The 17,983-nt window shown below is 58.6% G+C and carries 20 protein-coding genes; 4 read left to right on the forward strand and 16 right to left on the reverse strand.

Annotated features, from left to right (window positions below; translation table 11 throughout):
- Positions 1-141: 141 nt before the first annotated feature.
- Both ABXR19_RS07520 and ABXR19_RS07525 read left to right on the forward strand, forming a co-directional pair.
- The gene (locus tag ABXR19_RS07520) at positions 142-1,140 is read left to right on the forward strand and encodes a 2-hydroxyacid dehydrogenase (protein WP_354600494.1); all 999 of its coding nucleotides are present in this window, start codon (positions 142-144) and stop codon (positions 1,138-1,140) included.
- Positions 1,141-1,396: 256 nt separating this feature from the next.
- Positions 1,397-2,956 (forward strand): DUF4832 domain-containing protein, encoded by a 1,560-nt coding sequence (locus ABXR19_RS07525; protein ID WP_354600495.1) that lies wholly within the window; start codon positions 1,397-1,399, stop codon positions 2,954-2,956.
- Between the two features lie 191 nt (positions 2,957-3,147).
- Here the strand turns inward: ABXR19_RS07525 and ABXR19_RS07530 are convergent, their stop codons facing one another.
- The 9 genes from ABXR19_RS07530 to ABXR19_RS07570 form a co-directional block, all read right to left on the reverse strand.
- Positions 3,148-3,528, reverse strand: coding sequence for a hypothetical protein (locus ABXR19_RS07530; protein ID WP_354600496.1), 381 nt, complete (start codon positions 3,526-3,528; stop codon positions 3,148-3,150).
- A 155-nt stretch (positions 3,529-3,683) separates the two neighbouring features.
- A complete protein-coding gene (locus ABXR19_RS07535; RefSeq protein ID WP_354600497.1) occupies positions 3,684-4,766 on the reverse strand; it encodes an alkene reductase in 1,083 nt (360 codons plus the stop codon).
- 24 nt (positions 4,767-4,790) lie between these two features.
- Positions 4,791-5,120 (reverse strand): ArsR/SmtB family transcription factor, encoded by a 330-nt coding sequence (locus ABXR19_RS07540; protein WP_354600498.1) that lies wholly within the window; start codon positions 5,118-5,120, stop codon positions 4,791-4,793.
- A gap of 256 nt (positions 5,121-5,376) precedes the next feature.
- Positions 5,377-5,871 carry an SRPBCC family protein gene (locus ABXR19_RS07545; protein ID WP_354600499.1) on the reverse strand — a complete coding sequence of 165 codons (495 nt, stop codon included), beginning with the start codon at positions 5,869-5,871 and terminating at the stop codon, positions 5,377-5,379.
- 133 nt (positions 5,872-6,004) lie between these two features.
- Complete coding sequence (locus ABXR19_RS07550) at positions 6,005-6,439, reverse strand: VOC family protein (RefSeq protein WP_354600500.1); 435 nt, start codon at positions 6,437-6,439, stop codon at positions 6,005-6,007.
- A 59-nt stretch (positions 6,440-6,498) separates the two neighbouring features.
- Positions 6,499-6,846, reverse strand: a complete 348-nt coding sequence (locus ABXR19_RS07555) for a GFA family protein (RefSeq protein ID WP_354600501.1) — start codon at positions 6,844-6,846, stop codon at positions 6,499-6,501.
- A 25-nt stretch (positions 6,847-6,871) separates the two neighbouring features.
- Positions 6,872-7,318 carry an SRPBCC family protein gene (locus tag ABXR19_RS07560; protein WP_354600502.1) on the reverse strand — a complete coding sequence of 149 codons (447 nt, stop codon included), beginning with the start codon at positions 7,316-7,318 and terminating at the stop codon, positions 6,872-6,874.
- A 53-nt stretch (positions 7,319-7,371) separates the two neighbouring features.
- Entirely contained in the window at positions 7,372-7,872 is a 501-nt protein-coding gene (locus tag ABXR19_RS07565; protein WP_354600503.1) for an SRPBCC family protein, read from the reverse strand.
- Between the two features lie 41 nt (positions 7,873-7,913).
- The gene (locus tag ABXR19_RS07570; protein WP_354600504.1) at positions 7,914-8,252 is read right to left on the reverse strand and encodes an ArsR/SmtB family transcription factor; all 339 of its coding nucleotides are present in this window, start codon (positions 8,250-8,252) and stop codon (positions 7,914-7,916) included.
- A 181-nt stretch (positions 8,253-8,433) separates the two neighbouring features.
- Here ABXR19_RS07570 and ABXR19_RS07575 point away from each other — a divergent pair, with 181 nt between their 5' ends.
- The gene (locus ABXR19_RS07575; protein WP_354600505.1) at positions 8,434-9,480 is read left to right on the forward strand and encodes a Rieske 2Fe-2S domain-containing protein; all 1,047 of its coding nucleotides are present in this window, start codon (positions 8,434-8,436) and stop codon (positions 9,478-9,480) included.
- A gap of 111 nt (positions 9,481-9,591) precedes the next feature.
- Here ABXR19_RS07575 and ABXR19_RS07580 read toward each other — a convergent pair whose 3' ends face one another.
- Positions 9,592-11,190 (reverse strand): B12-binding domain-containing radical SAM protein, encoded by a 1,599-nt coding sequence (locus ABXR19_RS07580; protein WP_354600506.1) that lies wholly within the window; start codon positions 11,188-11,190, stop codon positions 9,592-9,594.
- 582 nt (positions 11,191-11,772) lie between these two features.
- Here ABXR19_RS07580 and ABXR19_RS07585 point away from each other — a divergent pair.
- Positions 11,773-13,323 carry a pectate lyase family protein gene (locus ABXR19_RS07585; protein ID WP_354600507.1) on the forward strand — a complete coding sequence of 517 codons (1,551 nt, stop codon included), beginning with the start codon at positions 11,773-11,775 and terminating at the stop codon, positions 13,321-13,323.
- Positions 13,324-13,449: 126 nt separating this feature from the next.
- On the opposite strand, the gene ABXR19_RS07590 is transcribed toward ABXR19_RS07585, so the two are convergent.
- The 6 genes from ABXR19_RS07590 to ABXR19_RS07615 all read right to left on the reverse strand — a co-directional run bounded on the left by ABXR19_RS07590 (position 13,450) and on the right by ABXR19_RS07615 (position 17,731).
- Entirely contained in the window at positions 13,450-13,887 is a 438-nt protein-coding gene (locus tag ABXR19_RS07590) for a hypothetical protein (RefSeq protein WP_354600508.1), read from the reverse strand.
- Positions 13,888-14,358: 471 nt separating this feature from the next.
- Positions 14,359-15,315 carry an MBL fold metallo-hydrolase gene (locus tag ABXR19_RS07595; RefSeq protein WP_354600509.1) on the reverse strand — a complete coding sequence of 319 codons (957 nt, stop codon included), beginning with the start codon at positions 15,313-15,315 and terminating at the stop codon, positions 14,359-14,361.
- A gap of 635 nt (positions 15,316-15,950) precedes the next feature.
- The gene (locus tag ABXR19_RS07600) at positions 15,951-16,388 is read right to left on the reverse strand and encodes a hypothetical protein (protein ID WP_354600510.1); all 438 of its coding nucleotides are present in this window, start codon (positions 16,386-16,388) and stop codon (positions 15,951-15,953) included.
- A 65-nt stretch (positions 16,389-16,453) separates the two neighbouring features.
- Complete coding sequence (locus ABXR19_RS07605) at positions 16,454-17,044, reverse strand: AbiU2 domain-containing protein (RefSeq protein ID WP_354600511.1); 591 nt, start codon at positions 17,042-17,044, stop codon at positions 16,454-16,456.
- A gap of 163 nt (positions 17,045-17,207) precedes the next feature.
- Positions 17,208-17,411 carry a hypothetical protein gene (locus tag ABXR19_RS07610; RefSeq protein WP_354600512.1) on the reverse strand — a complete coding sequence of 68 codons (204 nt, stop codon included), beginning with the start codon at positions 17,409-17,411 and terminating at the stop codon, positions 17,208-17,210.
- 98 nt (positions 17,412-17,509) lie between these two features.
- Positions 17,510-17,731, reverse strand: coding sequence for a DUF1161 domain-containing protein (locus ABXR19_RS07615; protein WP_354600513.1), 222 nt, complete (start codon positions 17,729-17,731; stop codon positions 17,510-17,512).
- Positions 17,732-17,983: the final 252 nt, after the last annotated feature.

Consider the following 17,983-nt stretch of genomic DNA (forward strand, 5'->3'; position numbering starts at 1 on the left):
CCAACGCGGCATGCTGCAGTATCAATCAAGGCATTTGCTGGCGGGATCGAAACATACGATGCCGGCGAGACGCGCACGGGGCTGGCCGCGACGGCATACTTCTTCCAGGCACTGAACGAAGAATCCCAAAAGGAGATTGCCATGCGTATCGCTGTGTTTGACACCCACCCCTATGATGAACGCGCGCTGAGCGAGGCGAATGCCGCTGGCGAGCATGTGCTGGAATTCTTCGAAGAACGCCTGCACGACAAGACCGTGGAACTGGCCAAGGGCTTCGATGCGGTGTGTCCCTTCGTGAATTGCCGGCTCACCGCTGGCGTACTGCAGCGTCTGGCGCAACTGGGCGTGCGTCTGGTGGTGCTGCGTGCCTCGGGCTTCAACGGCATCGACATTGCCGCAGCGGAGCGCGAAGGCATTGCCGTGGCGCGCGTGCCGGCCTATTCGCCGGAGGCCGTAGCAGAGCACGCCTTCGCCCTGCTGCTGACGTTGATCCGCAAGACACACCGCGCCTACAACCGGGTGCGCGAGCAGAACTTCTCGCTGGACAGCCTGGAAGGCTTCACCCTGCACGGCAAGACCTTCGGCGCGCTCGGCGCGGGGCGTATCGGCCAGTGCGCCATGCGCATCGCCAAGGGTTTCGGCTGCAAGATCATCGCCTATGACCCTTACCAGAATCCGCAGATCGCCGCCGACGTGGGCTTCGAATACGTGAGTCTGGAACGCCTGCTGCAGGAGGCGGATGTGATCTCGCTGCACCTGCCGCTGACCGAACAGACTTACCACGTCATCGATGCCGCCGCGCTGGCGCAGACACGACGCGGCGTGATCATCGTGAATACCAGCCGGGGCGGCCTGATCGACGCAACCGCGCTGATTGACGCGCTGAAGACCGGGCAAGTCGGCGGAGTGGGGCTGGACGTGTATGAAATGGAGGAAGGCGTGTTCTTCCACGACCTGTCGGATCGCCCTTTGCAGGACGACACGCTGGCGCGGCTGATGATCTTCCCGAATGCACTGATCACGTCGCACCAAGGCTTCCTGACGCGCGAAGCATTGCGGGCGATTGCGGAAACCACGCTGGGCAATGCCAGCTCTTTTGCGCGCGGTGAAGTGCTGGTGAATCAGGTCAAGCCGGGCTGATTCTGGCTGGCGCGCGGAGGCAAGACTCTCAGCAAAAATGGCGATCAACATTGATCCAGCCAGGCAAAATCAAGGCAATGGCACGCGGTGTTAGGAAAGCAGCAGGATGACTTCATCAAGGCCTGAGGCTAGGCTGAATACGGGTCATCCAAAAGCTGCCGGTCAGGGGCAAAATCACTCCGAATATCGGAATAACCCCTGACAAAAGTGTGACATAAGTCACAAAATTCATTCTTTCTGCCGCAGGCTCGCTTCCATGCAATTGTTTCATTCCGCCAGCTCTCCGCGTGCGCTGTCCGTACTACTTTGCCTGCTTCTGGTTGCCTGCGGAGGGGGTAGCGGTGGTGGAGCCGAGGGCAGTAGCGGCGCGCCTGGCAGCGCCTCCTCATCCAGCAGCTCTTCATCTTCGCCTTCGTCCAGTTCGTCATCCTCGTCCTCGTCCAGTTCGTCTTCGTCCTCTTCATCAGGTTCCGGCAGTTCGTCTTCCGGCGGCACATCGGTGACGGCGAGTTTTTCCGCCAGTGATGCGGAAATACCGAATCCGGAGCGAGGCTTCTATCGCTGGGCCTGGACACCGCTCGATGCGCTGGCCGCTGATGATATGCAAGATGCCTTCGATAACGGCTACCGGCTCGTTTATGCTCTTTTACGTCTGGACACCTACCGCACCACTGATCTGCCGGCAGATCTGCTCACGCGACTTACTGCCAGTTTCAACAAAGCACGCAGCAAGGGCGTGAAAGTCCTTGTGCGCGCGGTTTATAACTATCCGAACAGCGAAACCGATTACCAGAATGCCGAGGATGCAAGCCTGCAACTGGTACTCAGGCACATCAGTCAGCTCAAACCCGTTTTTCAACAGAATGCAGACGTGATTGCCTATGTGCAGGCCGGTTTCATTGGCGCATGGGGCGAGTGGCACACCTCGTCGAACGATCTCACCTCATCCACCAATCGCACGCAGATCCGCGATGCGCTGCTCGATGCCGTTCCGCCCGAACGCTTCATCCAGCTGCGCTATCCGCCCTACGTCATGAGCTGGACTCCCACACTGCCCAGCCTGAGTACGACCTTGCTGGGCGGCTACCGCGTCGGCATTCATAACGACTGCTTCCTGGCGAGTGCTACCGATGTCGGCACCTATTCCGACAATCCAAGCACGCGTAGCACACAGCAGAATTATGTGGCGGCACTCGGACAGCTCGCGCCATTCGGTGGGGAGACCTGCGACCCGGCCGATGAGCCGGGTGCCGTGCCCCGCACCAGCTGCGCCGCCATTCTTGAAGAGGGCGCCAAGTATCACCTCAGCTATCTGAACGATGAATACTATCGCGACATTTTCCACACCCAGTGGATCGCCAATGGCTGCATGGCGGAGGTGAAGCGGAAGATGGGTTATCGCTTGCAGATCCTGAGCGCACGTCACCCGGATTCGGTAAGTGCCGGCCAAACGCTGCGTGTCGAGCTTTCAGTCCGCAATACCGGCTGGGCCAGGGCGTTCAACCCGAGAGCCGTGCAGATCATCCTGCGCACGCCGGGCAGCAGTACGGGCACACGTATCGACACCCGCGGCGCAGATCCGCGAGCCTGGTTACCAGGTCAAGACAGCCTTGCTACGCTTGACCTGACGATACCCGCCGGACAGATCGCAGGAACTTACGAGTTGCTCCTTGCCCTGCCCGACTCCGCCAGCACGCTGCGCAGTGATGCCCGCTTCGCCATTCGCCCGGCCAACGCGGACAACACGTCCATCAACCAGAAGTGGGACGCGTCGCTCGGGGCCTTCGCACTTGGCACTCGTGTTCAGGTGCGTTGAAACAGGCCTTCAAGATACGCACCGCATGCAGCTGGACTCAGGGCTGCACGCGCGCAAATATTACGGGGCAAACCTCCGAACTCCCATGTCGGCTCTAGGCAATCCACGCAAGGCCCTACAGGAAGGCTCCTTGCAAAAACCCATCTGAAGCGGATCTTAAGGACTCGTCGGAAAAGCATCCACAGCCGCCCTCAAGCGCTCTTGCGTGCCTGCAGGACATCGAGTTCGTTCTGCAGACGCTTGATACGCTGATCGAGGTCATTTTTCTTGATATTGCGAATCTTGGCAGCCAGGGAGAGAAATTCTGCGAACTCAGGCTTCTCTTCAGCACCAGGCTGAGCCTTGACGAGCACCTCGACAGCATTCATCAGTTGACCGATCTGGCGGCCATAACTGTGTTGCGATACGACTTGCTGTTCAACATCCGGCGCAGAAGAATTCATGCGATTGACAATCACATTGCCGAAACTCCAGCCGGGATTGATCGGTTGGGTCAGATTTTGCGGCACCCAATCGAAGAGCGAGAGCGGCCAGGCAGACAACGATTTCTGCAGATCTGATGATTCACCCATGGCAAGCCTCCTTGCGAGACAACGCACATTGCGTTTACCGAACGGTAGTTCTCGCCAAACAGGGCGCAGTACAGTCTGCACATGTGGGCATGCACACGCCCCATCTGCCATGCGGACGGATGGGGCTCGCTACCAAAAGCCCGTAATAGCCGGGTTTAGCGCTGTACGGCCAGCTTACCGAGGGCGGGGTAATCTGTATAGCCAATGGAGAAATCGCTCTGACCGTAGCCGTAGAAACTTTCAGCGTGCCAAGGATTGAGCGGAGCATCCTGCAGCAAGCGCAGCGGCAGATCGGGGGTAGAAATGAAATCCTTGCCGAAACTCACCGCATCCGCCTCGCCGCTGGCCAGTAACTGCTGGACGATCTCGGTGCTCAAGCCCTGATTGGCAATGTACACACCGCCAAATGCAGCCTTGAGGGCCGGGCCGAGACGCGGTTCATCCTGCGATTCGCGCGCGAAAATAAAGGCGATCTTGCGCTTGCCCAGCTCGCGTGCGACATAGCCGAAGGTTGCCAACGGATCGCTGTCGCCCATGCTGTGTGAATCGCCACGCGGTGCAAGGTGCACGCCGACACGACCAGCGCCCCATACGCTGATCGCGGCGTCAGTCGCCTCCAGCAGGAAACGGGCGCGATTTTCGATGCTGCCGCCGTAATTGTCGGTGCGCTTGTTGGTGCTGTCCTGCAGGAACTGATCCGGCAGATAACCGTTGGCGCCGTGAATTTCCACGCCATCAAAGCCAGCCAGTTTGGCGTTCTCGGCGGCCTTGCGATAGGCCGCGATGATCACCGGAATCTCGGCCGTTTCCAGCGCACGCGGCACGACGTAATCACGCATCGGGCGCAGCAGGCTGACGTGGCCTTTGGCGGCAATCGCGCTGGGCGCCACCGGCAATTCGCCATTCAGGAATTCAGGATCGGAGATGCGGCCGACGTGCCACAACTGCAGAAAAATGCGCCCGCCAGCAGCATGTACGGCGCGGGTCACCAGCTTCCAGCCCTCCACCTGCTCATCCGACCAGATTCCCGGCGTGTCGGGATAGCCGACGCCCATCGGCGTGACGGAAGTGGCCTCAGTCAGGATCAGACCGGCGCTGGCGCGCTGGGCGTAGTACTCGGCCATCAAGGCGTTGGGCACTCGGCCGGCATCGGCGCGGCAGCGGGTCAGCGGCGCCATCACGACGCGGTTGGGCCAGCTCAGGTCGCCGACCTGGATCGGATCAAATAGATTTGTCATTTTGTATCTTCCTTGGGGGTGGGATTAAAGGGCGTGCTGCATCTGCTGGAGGAAAGCCGAAATCACGGCCTCGTTGCGGGAATAGAAAATCCACTGACCGACCTTGCGCGTGCTGACCAGACCGGCACGCTGCAGGCTGGCGAGATGGGCCGACACGGTGGATTGCGACAGGCCGGCCTTCTCGTAGATCTTGCCGGCACAGACGCCGAGTTCAAAGGAATGGGCCTGGGCGGAAAACTGCTGTTCCGGGTCCTTGAGCCAGGCGAGGATCTCGCGCCGGGCCGGGCTGGCCAGGGCTTTCATGATCTCGTCCATGTCGGCGGCGGCAATCGCGATGGGTTCTGGGGTGTTCATTGATTCGCTTTCTGACGAAAGATGTTTCGCATTTTATCGAATCATATTTCGCTAAAACACGAAACACAAGATCAAAAAGAAAAACTTATCCCGCAAGTCTCCGGAACCCAGCTTCACTCAAGGATCAGCGCAGACCGCCTTCAGGGAGCTTCGACAGGATGAGCACCCGGAAAGCCGCACGGGGCGGACGTCTGCAGACCCCCTGCCCGCTGAGCCACGCCAGCTGCGGCTCTTCGGGCAGGCGTCCGTACAGGAATCAGGACAGCTGCTGCAGGTAGGCGGCGAATCCGCTGAGTGCGCCCTGCCAACTGCTATCAAAGCCCATTGCCATCGCCTCCTCGCGCGCGCGCGCCGAAGCGAAGCGGGCGTGGAGGGAAAGACGCGTCTGACTCCCCTGCTCCACAAAGCTCACCGTCACCCGGCCGCGCGGCGGCAAACCGCTGCCGCAGGCGTGACGATCATCGTCGATGCCGCGATAGATCAGGCGCGCGGGCGGCGTGATTTCTTCGTAGATACCCTCGCAGGGATAGTCATCGCCCTCGGGGCTGCGCATGCTGAGAAAAAAGCGCCCGCCCACGCGCAGATCAATCTCGCACTCCGTCGCAGTGAAGCCGGGCGGCAGCCACCAGCGGGCGACATGGGCCGGCTCGGTCCAGGTGCGGAACACGAGTTCGCGCGGTGCATCGAACACGCGCGTGATCAGCACTTCACAGGGATTGTCCGAAACAGCGAGAGCAGCAGACTGAAACATGGGCAACATGCCTTCTAAACCCCGTCGAAGGCGGCCTGAATGGCCGCAATATCGATCTTGATCATCCTCAGCAGGGCCGCAAAAACGTGCTGCACGGTCGTGCTGTTGGAAGATTGCTGCTGCTTCTGCACGGTCAAGCCTTGGGCAGATCAAAATTCACCATCCACAGGATCCCGAATTTGTCCGCACACATGCCGAAGAGGGCGCCCCAGAACATCGGCTGGAAGGGCATTTGCACCGTACCACCCGCCGACAGAGCCTCGAACAGGCGGCGCGCTTCGGCTTCGCTATCCGGATGCAGGGACAGCGAGACATTGCTGCCAGTCGTCACCGGCGGGCACAGCGGCGGCACCGCATCGCTGGCCATCAGCATGTTCGCACCGATGGGCAAGGACACGTGCAGGATCTTCTCGCCCAGCTCGGGCGGCACATCCCCACAGCCGTCCATCTTCGGGCCGTCCTTGTAGCGGCTCAGCATGGCGAACTCGCCACCAAAAATGGACTTGTAGAAATTGAAGGCTTCTTCAGCCGTGCCGGGGAAATTGAGGTAGGTATTGAGGACTGTCATGGTGATCCCTTTCTCTGATTGGGGCCTCGGGTCGAGGCGGGCAGAACGGCTTGCGGTGCTTACATTGAGCGCCCGTCGAAATGTTTTACCGGAATCGCATCCAGGTCGACTTCGTCCAGACAGCGGATGTTGATCGCCGCCATCTGCGCGCCACCGGGGCCTACACCTTCGCCAAAGGCATGAATGCCGCAGGTCTTGCAGAAGCGGTGCTGGATGACGTGCTTGTTGAAGGTGTAGTTCGTCAGCGCATCTTCGGGCGTCAGCAATTTGAAGCTCGCGCGCGGCACGAACCACATCAGTGCGGCCTTGCGCGCGCAGATCGAGCAATTGCAGGACATCGCGCCCGTCAGCTCGCCTTCCACCTCGAATTTCACCTGTCCGCAGTGACAGCTTCCTGTGTATTTCATGCCGGCTCTCCTGTCTGTGTGGGTATCAATTCTGAATATCCGGCTCGACCAGATTGGCCAGCTGCGCCAGCGATTCCTGCCAGCCCAGATAACACATCTCCAGCGGAATCACGGCCGGAATGCCTTCCTGCACGATCAGCAATTCAGTGCCGCATGAAACCGGCTTCATGGAAACCGTTACCAGCATGGCGCCGGGCAGGTTCGGGTCGTCAAACTTGTCGGTATAGCGAAGGCGTTCGCCCGGAACCAGTTCCAGATACTCGCCGCCGAAAGAATGTCCCTGCCCGGTCGTGAAGTTCTCGAAGGACATCTTGAAGCTGCCGCCAACGCGCGCGTCCATGTGATGCACCTTGCAGAAGAAGCCGTAAGGTGGAATCCACTTGGCAAGCGCGTCAGCATTCAGGAAGGCGCGATAGATTTTCTCCGGAGTGCTGCGCAGTACGCGCTGCAGGCGAACGGTTCCTGTTGTCATGGTGTTTCCTCTCTGTGGGTTGATTGTGTTCAGTCCAGCGGCCACGCACCGGTCTATGCCGGCTGGCGCAGCACGCCTGGCAAATAATTAGCCAGGCGCTGCAGGGTTTGTTTGCCGCCTTCGATGGCGCCGTATTCGCGCACCACCATATCGCGCGCCTCGGCTGAATCAAAGACCATGCAAACGCTCAGTCGCGTATGCTTGTTGCCCAGATCCTCAAAGGTCGAGGTCGCGAAAAAATTGGCCGCGGGGCCATTTTCACGGGCACCTCCATGAGCGTAGACGATGCGCTCGGGCGCGACGACCTCTTTGAAAACGCTGCTATTCGGATAGTCCGCAGCATCCGGCCCGTGCATGGTGTGTTGCCACACGCCACCGGGGCGCACATCCATTTTCCTGATCGTCGTCGTAAAGCCATTTGGCCCCCACCACTGCACCACTTGCAGCGGATCGGTCATCGCCGCCCACACCAGTTCGCGCGGGGCGTTGAGCACCCGCGTGATACGGATTTCGTTCGGCGCCCCGGCCAGCTCCCGGCTTTCTGTTGTATCCATCTCAGCTCTCCTCGAATTGCCGGCATGGCTCCGGCTCAGGCTTATCCTGGCTTCTGTCCGGTCTGCAAATCGCGCAGGTACTCATCCAGCCGATCCAGACGCTGCTCCCAGAATTGCCGGTATTGCTCGATCCAGCTGCCCGCCTCCTGCAAAGGTTTGGCCTCCAGCTTGCACGGCCGCCATTGCGCCTGCCGCCCCTGCGTGATCAGGCCGGCGCGCTGCAGCACCTTGAGATGCTTGGTCACCGCTGGCAGGCTCATCTCGAACGGCGCGGCCAATTCGGTGACCGAAGTTTCCCCCAGCGCGAGCCGCGCCAGAATGGCGCGCCGCGTCGGATCCGCCAGAGCGGCAAAGGTGGTACTCAAATGATCGTGAGGCATCAGCATCCGCTTTACATTTAACCTGTTGGTAAATTACAAGCTGCAACGGGGCCTGTCAAGCAGGACGTCCTGGCTATAAGCATCGGCGCAGATTCCTCATACGCCGCGCCGCATGGGTAGCATCGAGCAATCGGCCTAAACTCGGTTCCACATAATCCATTGCCTGAACCCGAGGCCCGCCATGCCCCAAAGTGCCACGACCACGCCCGCCGCCCCGCCCTGCGCCAGCAGTTTCAACCCACAGGATTGGGCCATTCTTGCCCGTCACTGGTATCCGGTTGCGCGCATTCAGGATGTGCAGCAAACGCCCGTCACGGCGCGCCTGCTGGATGTTCCGCTGGTACTGTTCCGCAGCTCCGAAGGCCTGTGCGTGGCGCGCGACGTCTGCCCGCATCGCGGCGTGCCGCTGAGCATGGGACGGCTGGACGGCGACGCGCTGGTCTGCGCCTATCACGGCCTGCGTTTCGGCAGCGACGGCAGATGCCGCAAGATCCCGGCGCAGCCCGAGCTGAAACCTGCCGCGCGCCTGAATCTGACGCACTACCCGGCCATTGAACGCTACGGTTTGATCTGGACCTGTCTGGCGCCGGACGAGGCCAGCGAAATTCCACCGATGCCCAGCTGGGACGATCCGGCGCATCAAACCATCCTGCCCGAGCCCGTCGACATTGCCGGCTCGGCGGGCCGCCAGGTCGAAGGCTTTGTCGATGTCGCGCATTTCGCCTTTGTGCACGCCGCCGCCTTCGCCGATCCGGACAATTCCGTGGTGCCGAGCTACGACACGGAATTCACCGACTTCGGCCTGCGCACTCACTACGCCAGCAGCGTCAGCAACTATCCGCAAGGATTGCAGCATCTGGCCCCGCCGGATTTCGTCTGGCTGCGTGTCTTCGAGGTCTACCCGCCCTTCAGCGCGCGCCTCACTGTGCATTTTCCCGCTGTCGGCCTGCTCAACATCCTGAACGCCGCCTGCCCCGTCTCCGCGACCCGCACCCGGCTGTTCGTGCCGATCACGCGCAACTTCGATACCGGCAGCCCGCTGGAGCCGGTCTACGCCTTCAACGCCCAGATCTTCGCCGAAGACCAGGCGCTGATCGAACGCCAATGGCCCCTGCAACTGCCACTCGATCCGCACGAAGAAGCTCACTTCGCGGCAGACCGCAGCTCCCTTGGCTATCGTCGCCTGTTGCGCGAAATGGGTCTGAGCTTCAAATCGGCACCGACTTGAAGAGCCGCACGGGACCGATCTCTGCGGGCATGCAGGCTGCAGAGGCATGGCAGGCGCGACTCTCCGGGCAGCATGGTCAGCTGTCCAGCACCCGCGCGGCTTCTGACGTGATCAGCCTTGACTGGCTGGCGCGGCGTTTTCACCATGCCGCGCCTGGCGCTGCGCCAATGCCGATGCTGATCGCGCCAGCGGCGCACCGCGATCAGCCTGCAAACCTTGCAGACAGGCCGGATTCGAACGCGCGCCACTGGCCACGTAGTCGGCCAACAGGATCTGGCGGATCGCTTCGAGCTCGTGCGCGCACACGCCCGTGAGGTAAGCGAAAAGCGCATCGAGCAGCATTTCCGGCGTCAGGCCGCTGGTTTTGCCACTGCTTTCCCACAGCCAGTCCGAGAAGTTCATGAAGGCCTGGAACGCCGATGGCCCCAGCATCAGCAGCGCCAGGCTCTGCTTGAAGCGACCGGAGTTGGCGAGCAGATCCCAGTAACGCGCCAGACGCTTGAAGCGCAGCATCGTCGCCTCATCCACCACGCCAGTCTGCTGCACGATATACGGTGCGTCCGCGTCATACACCATGCCGAACTCCGCCGTGTGGCGTGCCATCGGCGTGCCGCGCAGGTGTTTCAGAATGCCCAGCTGGATCTCGTGCGGGCCGATGGCGTACAGGCGGTCAAAGCCCTCGGCAAAGCTCGCCAGCGTTTCGCCGGGCAGGCCGAAGATCAGGTCGGTGTGCAGGTGGGCGTGGCTCTCGGTCATCAGCCAGTGCAGATTGGCTTCGGTCTTGGCGTTGTCCTGACGGCGCGAGATCGTCTGCTGCACAGCCGGATTGAAACTCTGAATGCCGACTTCGAACTGCAGCACGCCGGGCGGAAAGCGCGCGATCATTTCCTTCAGCCGATCCGGCAGATGATCCGGCACCACCTCGAAGTGCAGGAAGAGATCCTCGGTTAGACGATCCAGAAAGAATTCCAGCACCCGGATCGACGCATCGATTTTCAGATTGAAGGTGCGATCCACGAACTTGAAATTGCGCGCACCGCGCTGGTACAGCGCGTCCATCGCGGCCAGAAAGTCGTCCAGATCGAAAGCCCAGGCGGTCTTGTCGAGCGAACTCAGGCAGAACTCGCACTTGAACGGACAGCCGCGCGAAGCCTCTACATATAGCAGCCGGTGCGCCAGATCGGCATCGCTGTACTCGGCGTAGGGCATCACAATCTGATCCAGCGGCGGCTGCTCGCCAGTGATCACCTTCATCAGGGGCTGCGGGCCGTGGATGATTGCACGGCACAGCTTGGGAAAACTGACGTCGCCCCAGCCGGTAATCAGGTGATCGGCCAGCTTCACGATGGGCTGCGTTTCCCATTCATGGCTGACTTCCGGCCCGCCCAGCACGATTCTGATATCTGGGCGCGCCTGCTTGAGCAGACGCACGACCTCGGTGGTCTGACTCAGATTCCAGATGTACACACCAAAGCCGATGATCTGCACGCCACGACTATCGTCTTCTCCCAATCCGGCCAGAAGCGCGTCAACTATGTCTTTAGGGGTACGTCCGATTGTGAATTCTTGTAACAATGTTTGGGCGCGCAAGCCCTCTCCGCCGTGACGATCCATGTTCGCCAGCAGGTAACGCAGGCCCAGTGAAGCATGGATGAACTTGGCATTCAGCGTGCACAAAATGATGCGCGGTGGGCAGGGATGTTTCAGCATTTTGCAATTATCCCTTGGATGAAGAATGCACGGTTCACTCAAACGATCACAGGCTTTCAGCCAGCATTCAAGATCCAGAAACAGGCGGCAAAAAATCAGCCGCCGGAGACCCTTGTCAGATAACCACCTACAGGCAATCTCCTCTGAAACCCTGTACAGGAGCGGATCTACAGGCACGGCAGCCTGCAATCCTTGGAGGGTAGGCGTCTGGCCAGGCATACAGAAATTCGGGGCCAGCCTGTCAGGCTTGTGCAAAGCAGCATGGCGCTCACCCACAGCAAAAACACCTCCTCCGAAGACCTTGGATTGAGCTTGCCATCAGGCGACCGATTTCAGGTTTCTCGATCAAAAAGTGCGTGCTTTCAGCTGCGTAAAAACCGGCCCGCCAAGAGCAAAAAACACCCTCTGGCACACACAAAATGTTGTCAGACAAACTCCTGTATAGAAAATCCAGATGGTTGCATTAGCTCAGCCTTTCATGCCTAAATAAGCCGTCTGTAAAAAAACAGGCGGCACCGCTCGAAGCAGACCAAACCAGGCAGGTTTAGTCATTCGGGCCGAACAAAATCCAGGAGACAAAAAATGAATTTCAAGCTCAAGACAGGCGTAGTTCTCGTTGCACTGGCAGCCAGCAGCATGGCATTTGCAGGCAACACGGGTGGTTTCGCAACTACCGATGGCGGTAACGTTACTGGTGCCAAGTCTGTTACGGTCAGCTCAATGCAAGGCATGATTGATGCCATCGCCGCTGCGCGCATCGATGCCTCTGGCAACAAGGTCACAGCTGGTGCCTATCCGCTGATCATCACCTACACCGGTAATGAAGATGCCCTGATTGCCCAGATCGTCAAGGATCACACCAAGGACGCAGCCGGCAACTGCCCGAAGCCACACTGGAATGACGCCTACCGCGAAGTCTCGCTGAAGGAATTCACCAAGGGTCTGACCATCATTGGCGCAAATGGCTCTTCGGCCAACTTCGGCATCACCATCGTCAACGGCGGCAATGTCGTCATCAAAAACATGAAGATCGGTGCCCTGGGCGGCGCCAACAGCGATGCTGACATGATCCGCATCGACAACTCACCGAACGTGTGGATTGATCACAACGAACTCTTCGCGGTGAACAATGAGTGTAATGGCTCGCCGGACGGCGACCTGACCTTCGAATCCGCCATCGACATAAAGAAGAATTCGACCAACATCACGGTTTCGTACAACAACATCCACGACAGCAAGAAGGTCGGCCTGATGGGGCACACCCAGAGTGGCGGCACGACTGACTATCAGCGCAACGTTACCTTCCACCACAACATTTACAACAATGTGAATGGCCGTCTGCCGCTGCAGCGCGGTGGCATCATGCACGCGTACAACAACATCTACAGCAAGATCACCGGCTCGGGCATCAACGTGCGCGCCGCTGGCAAGGCGATTGTCGAACGCAACTACTTCGAAAATTCCATGAACCCGCTGACCTGCCGCTTCGATACAGTGGGTTGCGGCACCTGGTATCTGGACAGCAACAACACCACCAGCGCAGCCAGCAATGCCACTTACGGCATCACCTGGGATTCGGCCGGCACGGGTGGCGTGAATGCTGACAACTGGACCTCCACCCTCAGCAGCAAGCCTTCACTGACCTACACCTATGAGCCAGTCTCGGCCCAGTGCGTGAAGGACAAGCTGGCTTCCTACGCAGGTGTGGGCAAGAACGGCGCGACGCTGACGGCTGCAGCTTGCGGCAGCTCGTCTTCTTCCTCCAGCAGCTCCAGCTCCTCGTCCAGCAGCAGCTCTTCTTCGAGCAGCTCGTCCTCTTCGTCCAGCAGCTCTTCCTCGTCCAGCAGCTCCAGCTCTTCGTCTTCGAGCAGCAGCTCCTCTTCGTCGAGCAGCTCCTCGGGCGGTGCAGCACCGGCATTGTTGGGCACCAGCGACTACCCCACGGGCTTCAGCAAGTGTGCTGACCTGGGCGGCACCTGCGCTGTTGGCTCCGGCACCGGCTGGGTGGCCTTCGGCCGCAAGGGCCTGTGGGTGAGCAAGTATGTCGGCGTGGGCAAGAGCATCGCCTGTACCGTCGCTGCATTTGGCAAGGACCCGTTGGGCAACCCCAACAAGTGCTCTTTCCAGAAGTAAGCACTGCCTGAACAGACCGGTCACGCAAGTGGCCGATCCAGACAAACAAAACCCCCGGATTTCGGGGGTTTTGTTTTTCCAGCACTGCATCACAAGCAGCCATGACTTCGGTCTGCTCGCCCTCGCTCAGTAAAATCCGCCGTACACATACTTCTCGAACAGATCCCCGTCTTCCCCCAGCATCGAAGGATCGCCGATCTGGTCGTCGCCCCAATGGCACAGCTCATGCAAAAGCGTGACGACAGCCAGATGCTGTTGCCCCTTGACCCAACTGTGCTTGATGTCTGTCCCGGCTTCAAACTCCAGAACCAGTGCCTGACTGATCCGGATTTCGTTTGATTTTGCTCCGGCCGTAAAAGCGCCGTAAGAGCCCAGCTGTGGCACGATCTTGATGTCCGGCCCCGTGCCCCACTGAACAGCCCGCATCAGGGCTGCACTGTCCAGATGACCAAAGAGCCGCATGCCCGCGACAACCTGCTGGTCGTTCTGCACCAGTGGCAGATCCTTCAGGACGTACTTGGCGAAGTTTTGATAGCGCGTGATGTCCGCATTCTGCATTTTCATACTGCCTCCCGCTGGAGTGAGCCTGGGGCGAAAAGCGGCAGATCATGCGAACCCGCCGCCAACAGCGAACTTGCCGATGGCGAGCTCGTGCGCAGCTCATTCTTACGTCAGGAAATCGGCCGCGAATGCCGACGGTACTCCGCACAGTTTGATCACGTCACCCTGCCCGGAAGGGTGGGTCACAGCAACCCGGCGGCGCAGAACAAAGCCCTGCCAAACCCCATCTGGCCCTGACACTGTTCACTTAAGAATCAACAAGCCCTCTCTCGTCGTTCCCACGTAGGCGGGAACCCAGTGACTTCGCGAACGCCGCTGCGAAAAACCACTGAACTCCCGCTCTGGCAAAGCCCGGCCTGTCCTGAGCTTGTCGGAGGGCGGGAACGACGGAGTTTCGATGTCAAAAGCTTGAAAAACGGTATTACCGCCCGGCGCCTGCTAACAGCCCCTCTCGTTACCGATCAGGGCCGCCTCTCAGGGCAGCGGCGTGAACTCGTAGCCCTGTCCGCGCACGGAAAGAGTGCCGATGCCCGGGCTGCTCAGATGGTAACCGGCGACCAGCGCGTTCTCGGCAATTGCCAGATCGGCGATGCGGCGGCGCGTCAGCCGGGCGGCTTCAGCATCCATGTCGAAGCTCACCGCCCAGTCCGGGTTGCGCACGAACATCGCGACGTTGGTGGTGTCGGCCCAGTACAGCAGCTTGCGCGAGCCGCCTTCGATCATGAACACGGTGTGGCCCGGCGTGTGGCCGAAGGCCGCAATCGAGCGCACGCCCGGTAGCACTTCGGCGCCCGGCTCGAAGCGCGTCACCGTACCGGCCAGCGGGCTGAAGACGCGGCGGGCGGTGTTCAGGCCACCGCGCGCGGCTTCGGGCGTGGCGGCGTAGCGGGCCTCGTCCATCCACCAGCTCCATTCAGGCGTCGGCACGTAGATCTTGGCATTCGGGAAGACAAGCGCGCCGGCCTTGTTGCGCAGGCCGTTGATGTGGTCGCCATGAAAATGCGAAATGATCACGGCGGTGATCGAAGCGGGATCGATGCCGGCCTTGGCCAGATTCTCCAGCAGCTTGCCAGCGCTGGCACCGCCGAATTCCCCGTTGCCGGTATCGAAGAGCACGCGCTGGCTGCCGACATCGACGAGCAGCAAGTTGTAGGGCACATCCAGCTTGTCGGTCGGCAAGCCCGCGGCTTTCAGATCGGCCTGCACCTCGGCCAGCGGCGCGTTGCGCACAAACTTCTCATCCAGCACACGCGAGCCCTGCCCGTCTTTCAACATCGTGACGCTGACTTTGCCCAGATCGACACGCGTCGCCCCCTCGGCCAGCACAGTCGTGCGTGGCAAGCTGGAAGCACAGCCCGTCAGAAAACCCAGCGTCATCGCCGCGACCAGCGCCGCCCACTTCACCAGAACCTGTCTGCGTTTGATCATCATGTCTGTGCCTCCTTTGTATATTGATCCGCTAGGCAAGTTTACCCAAGCGCTGCGAAAACACCCTGCCCGCAGAGGCCCACGGGGGGACTTCTTCAGACAGACAGGCCTGCGAGGCAAGCAGGGAGCGGGTCTTCGATGGAGTGCCTGAAAAAGCCAAAGCCTGCCGGATGGAGCAGGCTTTGGCTCACGGATGTTGGAATGTTAGAACTGACCCCGGAGTTCTGCGGAGTTCCGAGCCATCAGCAGTAACGGCTTGCCGCCTTTGGACGCGGTGGGGAACAGATGGTTTTCTGGGGCGGTGAATACCGCCAGGGATCAGAACACCGCGCCGGCCTTGATCCTGATGGGTGACTGGTGCGCCGCATGCGCAACCAATAATCGAGAACCAAAGTGCGCAAAAGTGTTGCAAACAAAGAAAAGCGAGGCGTGGGCGCGCAGGTTTTTTTGCGCCCCTATTGACGGAGAAGAGTGACCCCGGTATTCGCGTCGTGGTCACGCGGAAACGAGTAGCGGACGTTCAATTCGTCGGGTGCGCACTGCGCACCATTTCAAGAACCCATCTATAGCCGATGCCGACTAAAAAGCGCCACGCGACCACAAACATGGATTCAGCGTGCGCAGTGCGCACCCTTAGCTTATTTAACATACTTTACGAGCGAGCTAGCTAACATATCGCATTCTGTAACGCTATCGCCTGACAATTTTACAACCCTAACTACGCCGCGCGTAGTACTCATTACACATACTCTTTGGTATCCGGAATACGCTCCAAATTTATTTTTCGCATTGACTTTTAAACCAATCCAGACCCAGAAGGACTCACCGTTGCTTTTGTCCGTCAGCTCGACAATCGTCACTCCGTCCGGAGTGTCATAGCGTGCCGATTGGCTATCAAATAGTTCAGTGCGTAACTGCTGCTTTACCTGTGAAATTGCTGATGAGGTTTGGCTTTTTGTTGCGGCACGAATCACCACAGATTTACCTTCAAAATCATCAATAGTTACTTCTTTTTGAGCTGGCGCAGCGATTGATGAGCACGATAAAATCAATGCGAACATGGCCAAAAATTTCATTTCACGTCCTTTTGTGATGAGCGATAAATCATAAATCCACCTCCCATAAGTGAAAAAATATTAATCTACGTGTCTTTTGTTAAATCCATCTTAACAACAAGGTTGGCACAGATGTCATCAATAAGATTCTCAAAATATTTTTTTCCGCGTATGTTAAATAACATATGGACGTTATGTAACTCTCCAGAAATATCAAACAATAGATCTTGGCATAGTGTAATCATGTCTTGAAGATCCTTGATTGTGAGACCAGATAATTCATGCGACTGCGATTTTGTGCGTTTTAGCGTTTGATGGCCTACAACTTCATTTCGGATGACGCAAATTCGCTTCCATATGATTTTAATTTCAGAAAACTTCTGATTAACCCCTTGAACAAATTCTGGGCAAGCATCAGGAGGAAAAGTTTTGCGCAGACTCCAAAAGTTGACTGTATCATCTCTATTCTCAAATAAAGCGTAGAGAATTGCCACTAGTGAATTAAAAAAAGTATTTTCTGCAGATGAGTAAAAATGTAAATAGCGGCTACTGATAAGTAAATTAAGGTTTTTATTTTCTCGGGCCATTCGCATTGATTGCCAAAGATCAAAATCAATCTCAGCCTGCATCAACATGGAGTGAAGCGATTCACGAATTCTAGCAGCGTCGTATTCCACAAGATCTCCAATGAGAAACGCGGGGCCAGTTCTAACATTCATACATTGCGAAGCAAAATCGAATACGGACCAGTTCGGAGAAAACACATCCCCCACCTGCGCACCAAACCGCAGCCTCCCGATCCGCATATCTGAACAGGATTCTACGGGGGCAAACTGTCTTTCAGGCAGGATAAACGACGATCCAGATCAAATAGTCCGGATTCATTTTTAAAAGCGTGAATTCCGTCACGCTTTGCTGCAGAGCCGCATCTGGCGGGTCTTTGCGGAATGCCTGCCTGCACAGCCGCACGGGGCGGACTTCTTCAGGAGATATTGCCTGCGAGGCAGGCTGGATGCGGCTCTTGGGGATGGCAGCTTGCGCCAACACTTCCGACGAAAATTGGCGCGCAGGCCGCTCGATGGCTTTGTCACCGGCAAGAAAAAAGGGCCGCTTGGCCCTTTTTTCTTGTCTGCGGAAGCCGCTTACTGCCGCTTGTAAGCAATTTCCTTGCTGCCGCCTTCGCAGGTGCCGACGACCTTGGCGTCCTTGGTTTCGCCCTTGGCGACGATCTCCAGGCTGTAAGCCTTCACGCCGTGGCCCTTGATGCTGGCTTCGATCTCGGATTTCAGCTCGTCGCAGGATTTCTGGGCAAACGCGGGTGAGGCAAGCAGAGCCAGCAAAGCGGCAAGTATCGTAAATTTCATTTCAAACTCCCTATTGAACGCTTTGGCTGATCAAGAACGCCACACGTCGATGGCGAACTCGTTTTTCTGCGTCGAGTGTAAGCGGATGCAGCCCGCATGAGCATACGGACCAAGGGGTAGTTTGCGCGATTACCGAACAATCTGTCGGGCATTCAGCGTTTGAGGGTTTTTCTAAACGGCGCGACCCGCCTTCGTAGGTGCGACTTCAGTCGCACGCCACGCGCGGCGGCGGACTGAAGTCCGCCCTACACA

The sequence above is a fragment of the Uliginosibacterium flavum genome (genome assembly GCF_040566545.1).
GTDB classification, from domain to species: domain Bacteria; phylum Pseudomonadota; class Gammaproteobacteria; order Burkholderiales; family Rhodocyclaceae; genus Uliginosibacterium; species Uliginosibacterium flavum.

Excerpts from the sequence above, each read along its gene's own strand:
- ABXR19_RS07535 (WP_354600497.1), bottom strand. The coding sequence starts at position 4,766 with ATGACAAATCTATTTGATCCGATCCAGGTCGGCGACCTGAGCTGGCCC.
- ABXR19_RS07560 (WP_354600502.1), bottom strand. The coding sequence starts at position 7,318 with ATGACAACAGGAACCGTTCGCCTGCAGCGCGTACTGCGCAGCACTCCG.
- ABXR19_RS07565 (WP_354600503.1), bottom strand. The coding sequence starts at position 7,872 with ATGGATACAACAGAAAGCCGGGAGCTGGCCGGGGCGCCGAACGAAATC.
- ABXR19_RS07600 (WP_354600510.1), bottom strand. The coding sequence starts at position 16,388 with ATGAAATTTTTGGCCATGTTCGCATTGATTTTATCGTGCTCATCAATC.
- ABXR19_RS07615 (WP_354600513.1), bottom strand. The coding sequence starts at position 17,731 with ATGAAATTTACGATACTTGCCGCTTTGCTGGCTCTGCTTGCCTCACCC.
- ABXR19_RS07585 (WP_354600507.1), top strand. The coding sequence starts at position 11,773 with ATGAATTTCAAGCTCAAGACAGGCGTAGTTCTCGTTGCACTGGCAGCC.
- ABXR19_RS07590 (WP_354600508.1), bottom strand. The coding sequence starts at position 13,887 with ATGAAAATGCAGAATGCGGACATCACGCGCTATCAAAACTTCGCCAAG.
- ABXR19_RS07520 (WP_354600494.1), top strand. The coding sequence starts at position 142 with ATGCGTATCGCTGTGTTTGACACCCACCCCTATGATGAACGCGCGCTG.
- ABXR19_RS07555 (WP_354600501.1), bottom strand. The coding sequence starts at position 6,846 with ATGAAATACACAGGAAGCTGTCACTGCGGACAGGTGAAATTCGAGGTG.
- ABXR19_RS07525 (WP_354600495.1), top strand. The coding sequence starts at position 1,397 with ATGCAATTGTTTCATTCCGCCAGCTCTCCGCGTGCGCTGTCCGTACTA.
- ABXR19_RS07540 (WP_354600498.1), bottom strand. The coding sequence starts at position 5,120 with ATGAACACCCCAGAACCCATCGCGATTGCCGCCGCCGACATGGACGAG.
- ABXR19_RS07580 (WP_354600506.1), bottom strand. The coding sequence starts at position 11,190 with ATGCTGAAACATCCCTGCCCACCGCGCATCATTTTGTGCACGCTGAAT.
- ABXR19_RS07575 (WP_354600505.1), top strand. The coding sequence starts at position 8,434 with ATGCCCCAAAGTGCCACGACCACGCCCGCCGCCCCGCCCTGCGCCAGC.
- ABXR19_RS07545 (WP_354600499.1), bottom strand. The coding sequence starts at position 5,871 with ATGTTTCAGTCTGCTGCTCTCGCTGTTTCGGACAATCCCTGTGAAGTG.
- ABXR19_RS07595 (WP_354600509.1), bottom strand. The coding sequence starts at position 15,315 with ATGATGATCAAACGCAGACAGGTTCTGGTGAAGTGGGCGGCGCTGGTC.
- ABXR19_RS07530 (WP_354600496.1), bottom strand. The coding sequence starts at position 3,528 with ATGGGTGAATCATCAGATCTGCAGAAATCGTTGTCTGCCTGGCCGCTC.
- ABXR19_RS07550 (WP_354600500.1), bottom strand. The coding sequence starts at position 6,439 with ATGACAGTCCTCAATACCTACCTCAATTTCCCCGGCACGGCTGAAGAA.
- ABXR19_RS07570 (WP_354600504.1), bottom strand. The coding sequence starts at position 8,252 with ATGCCTCACGATCATTTGAGTACCACCTTTGCCGCTCTGGCGGATCCG.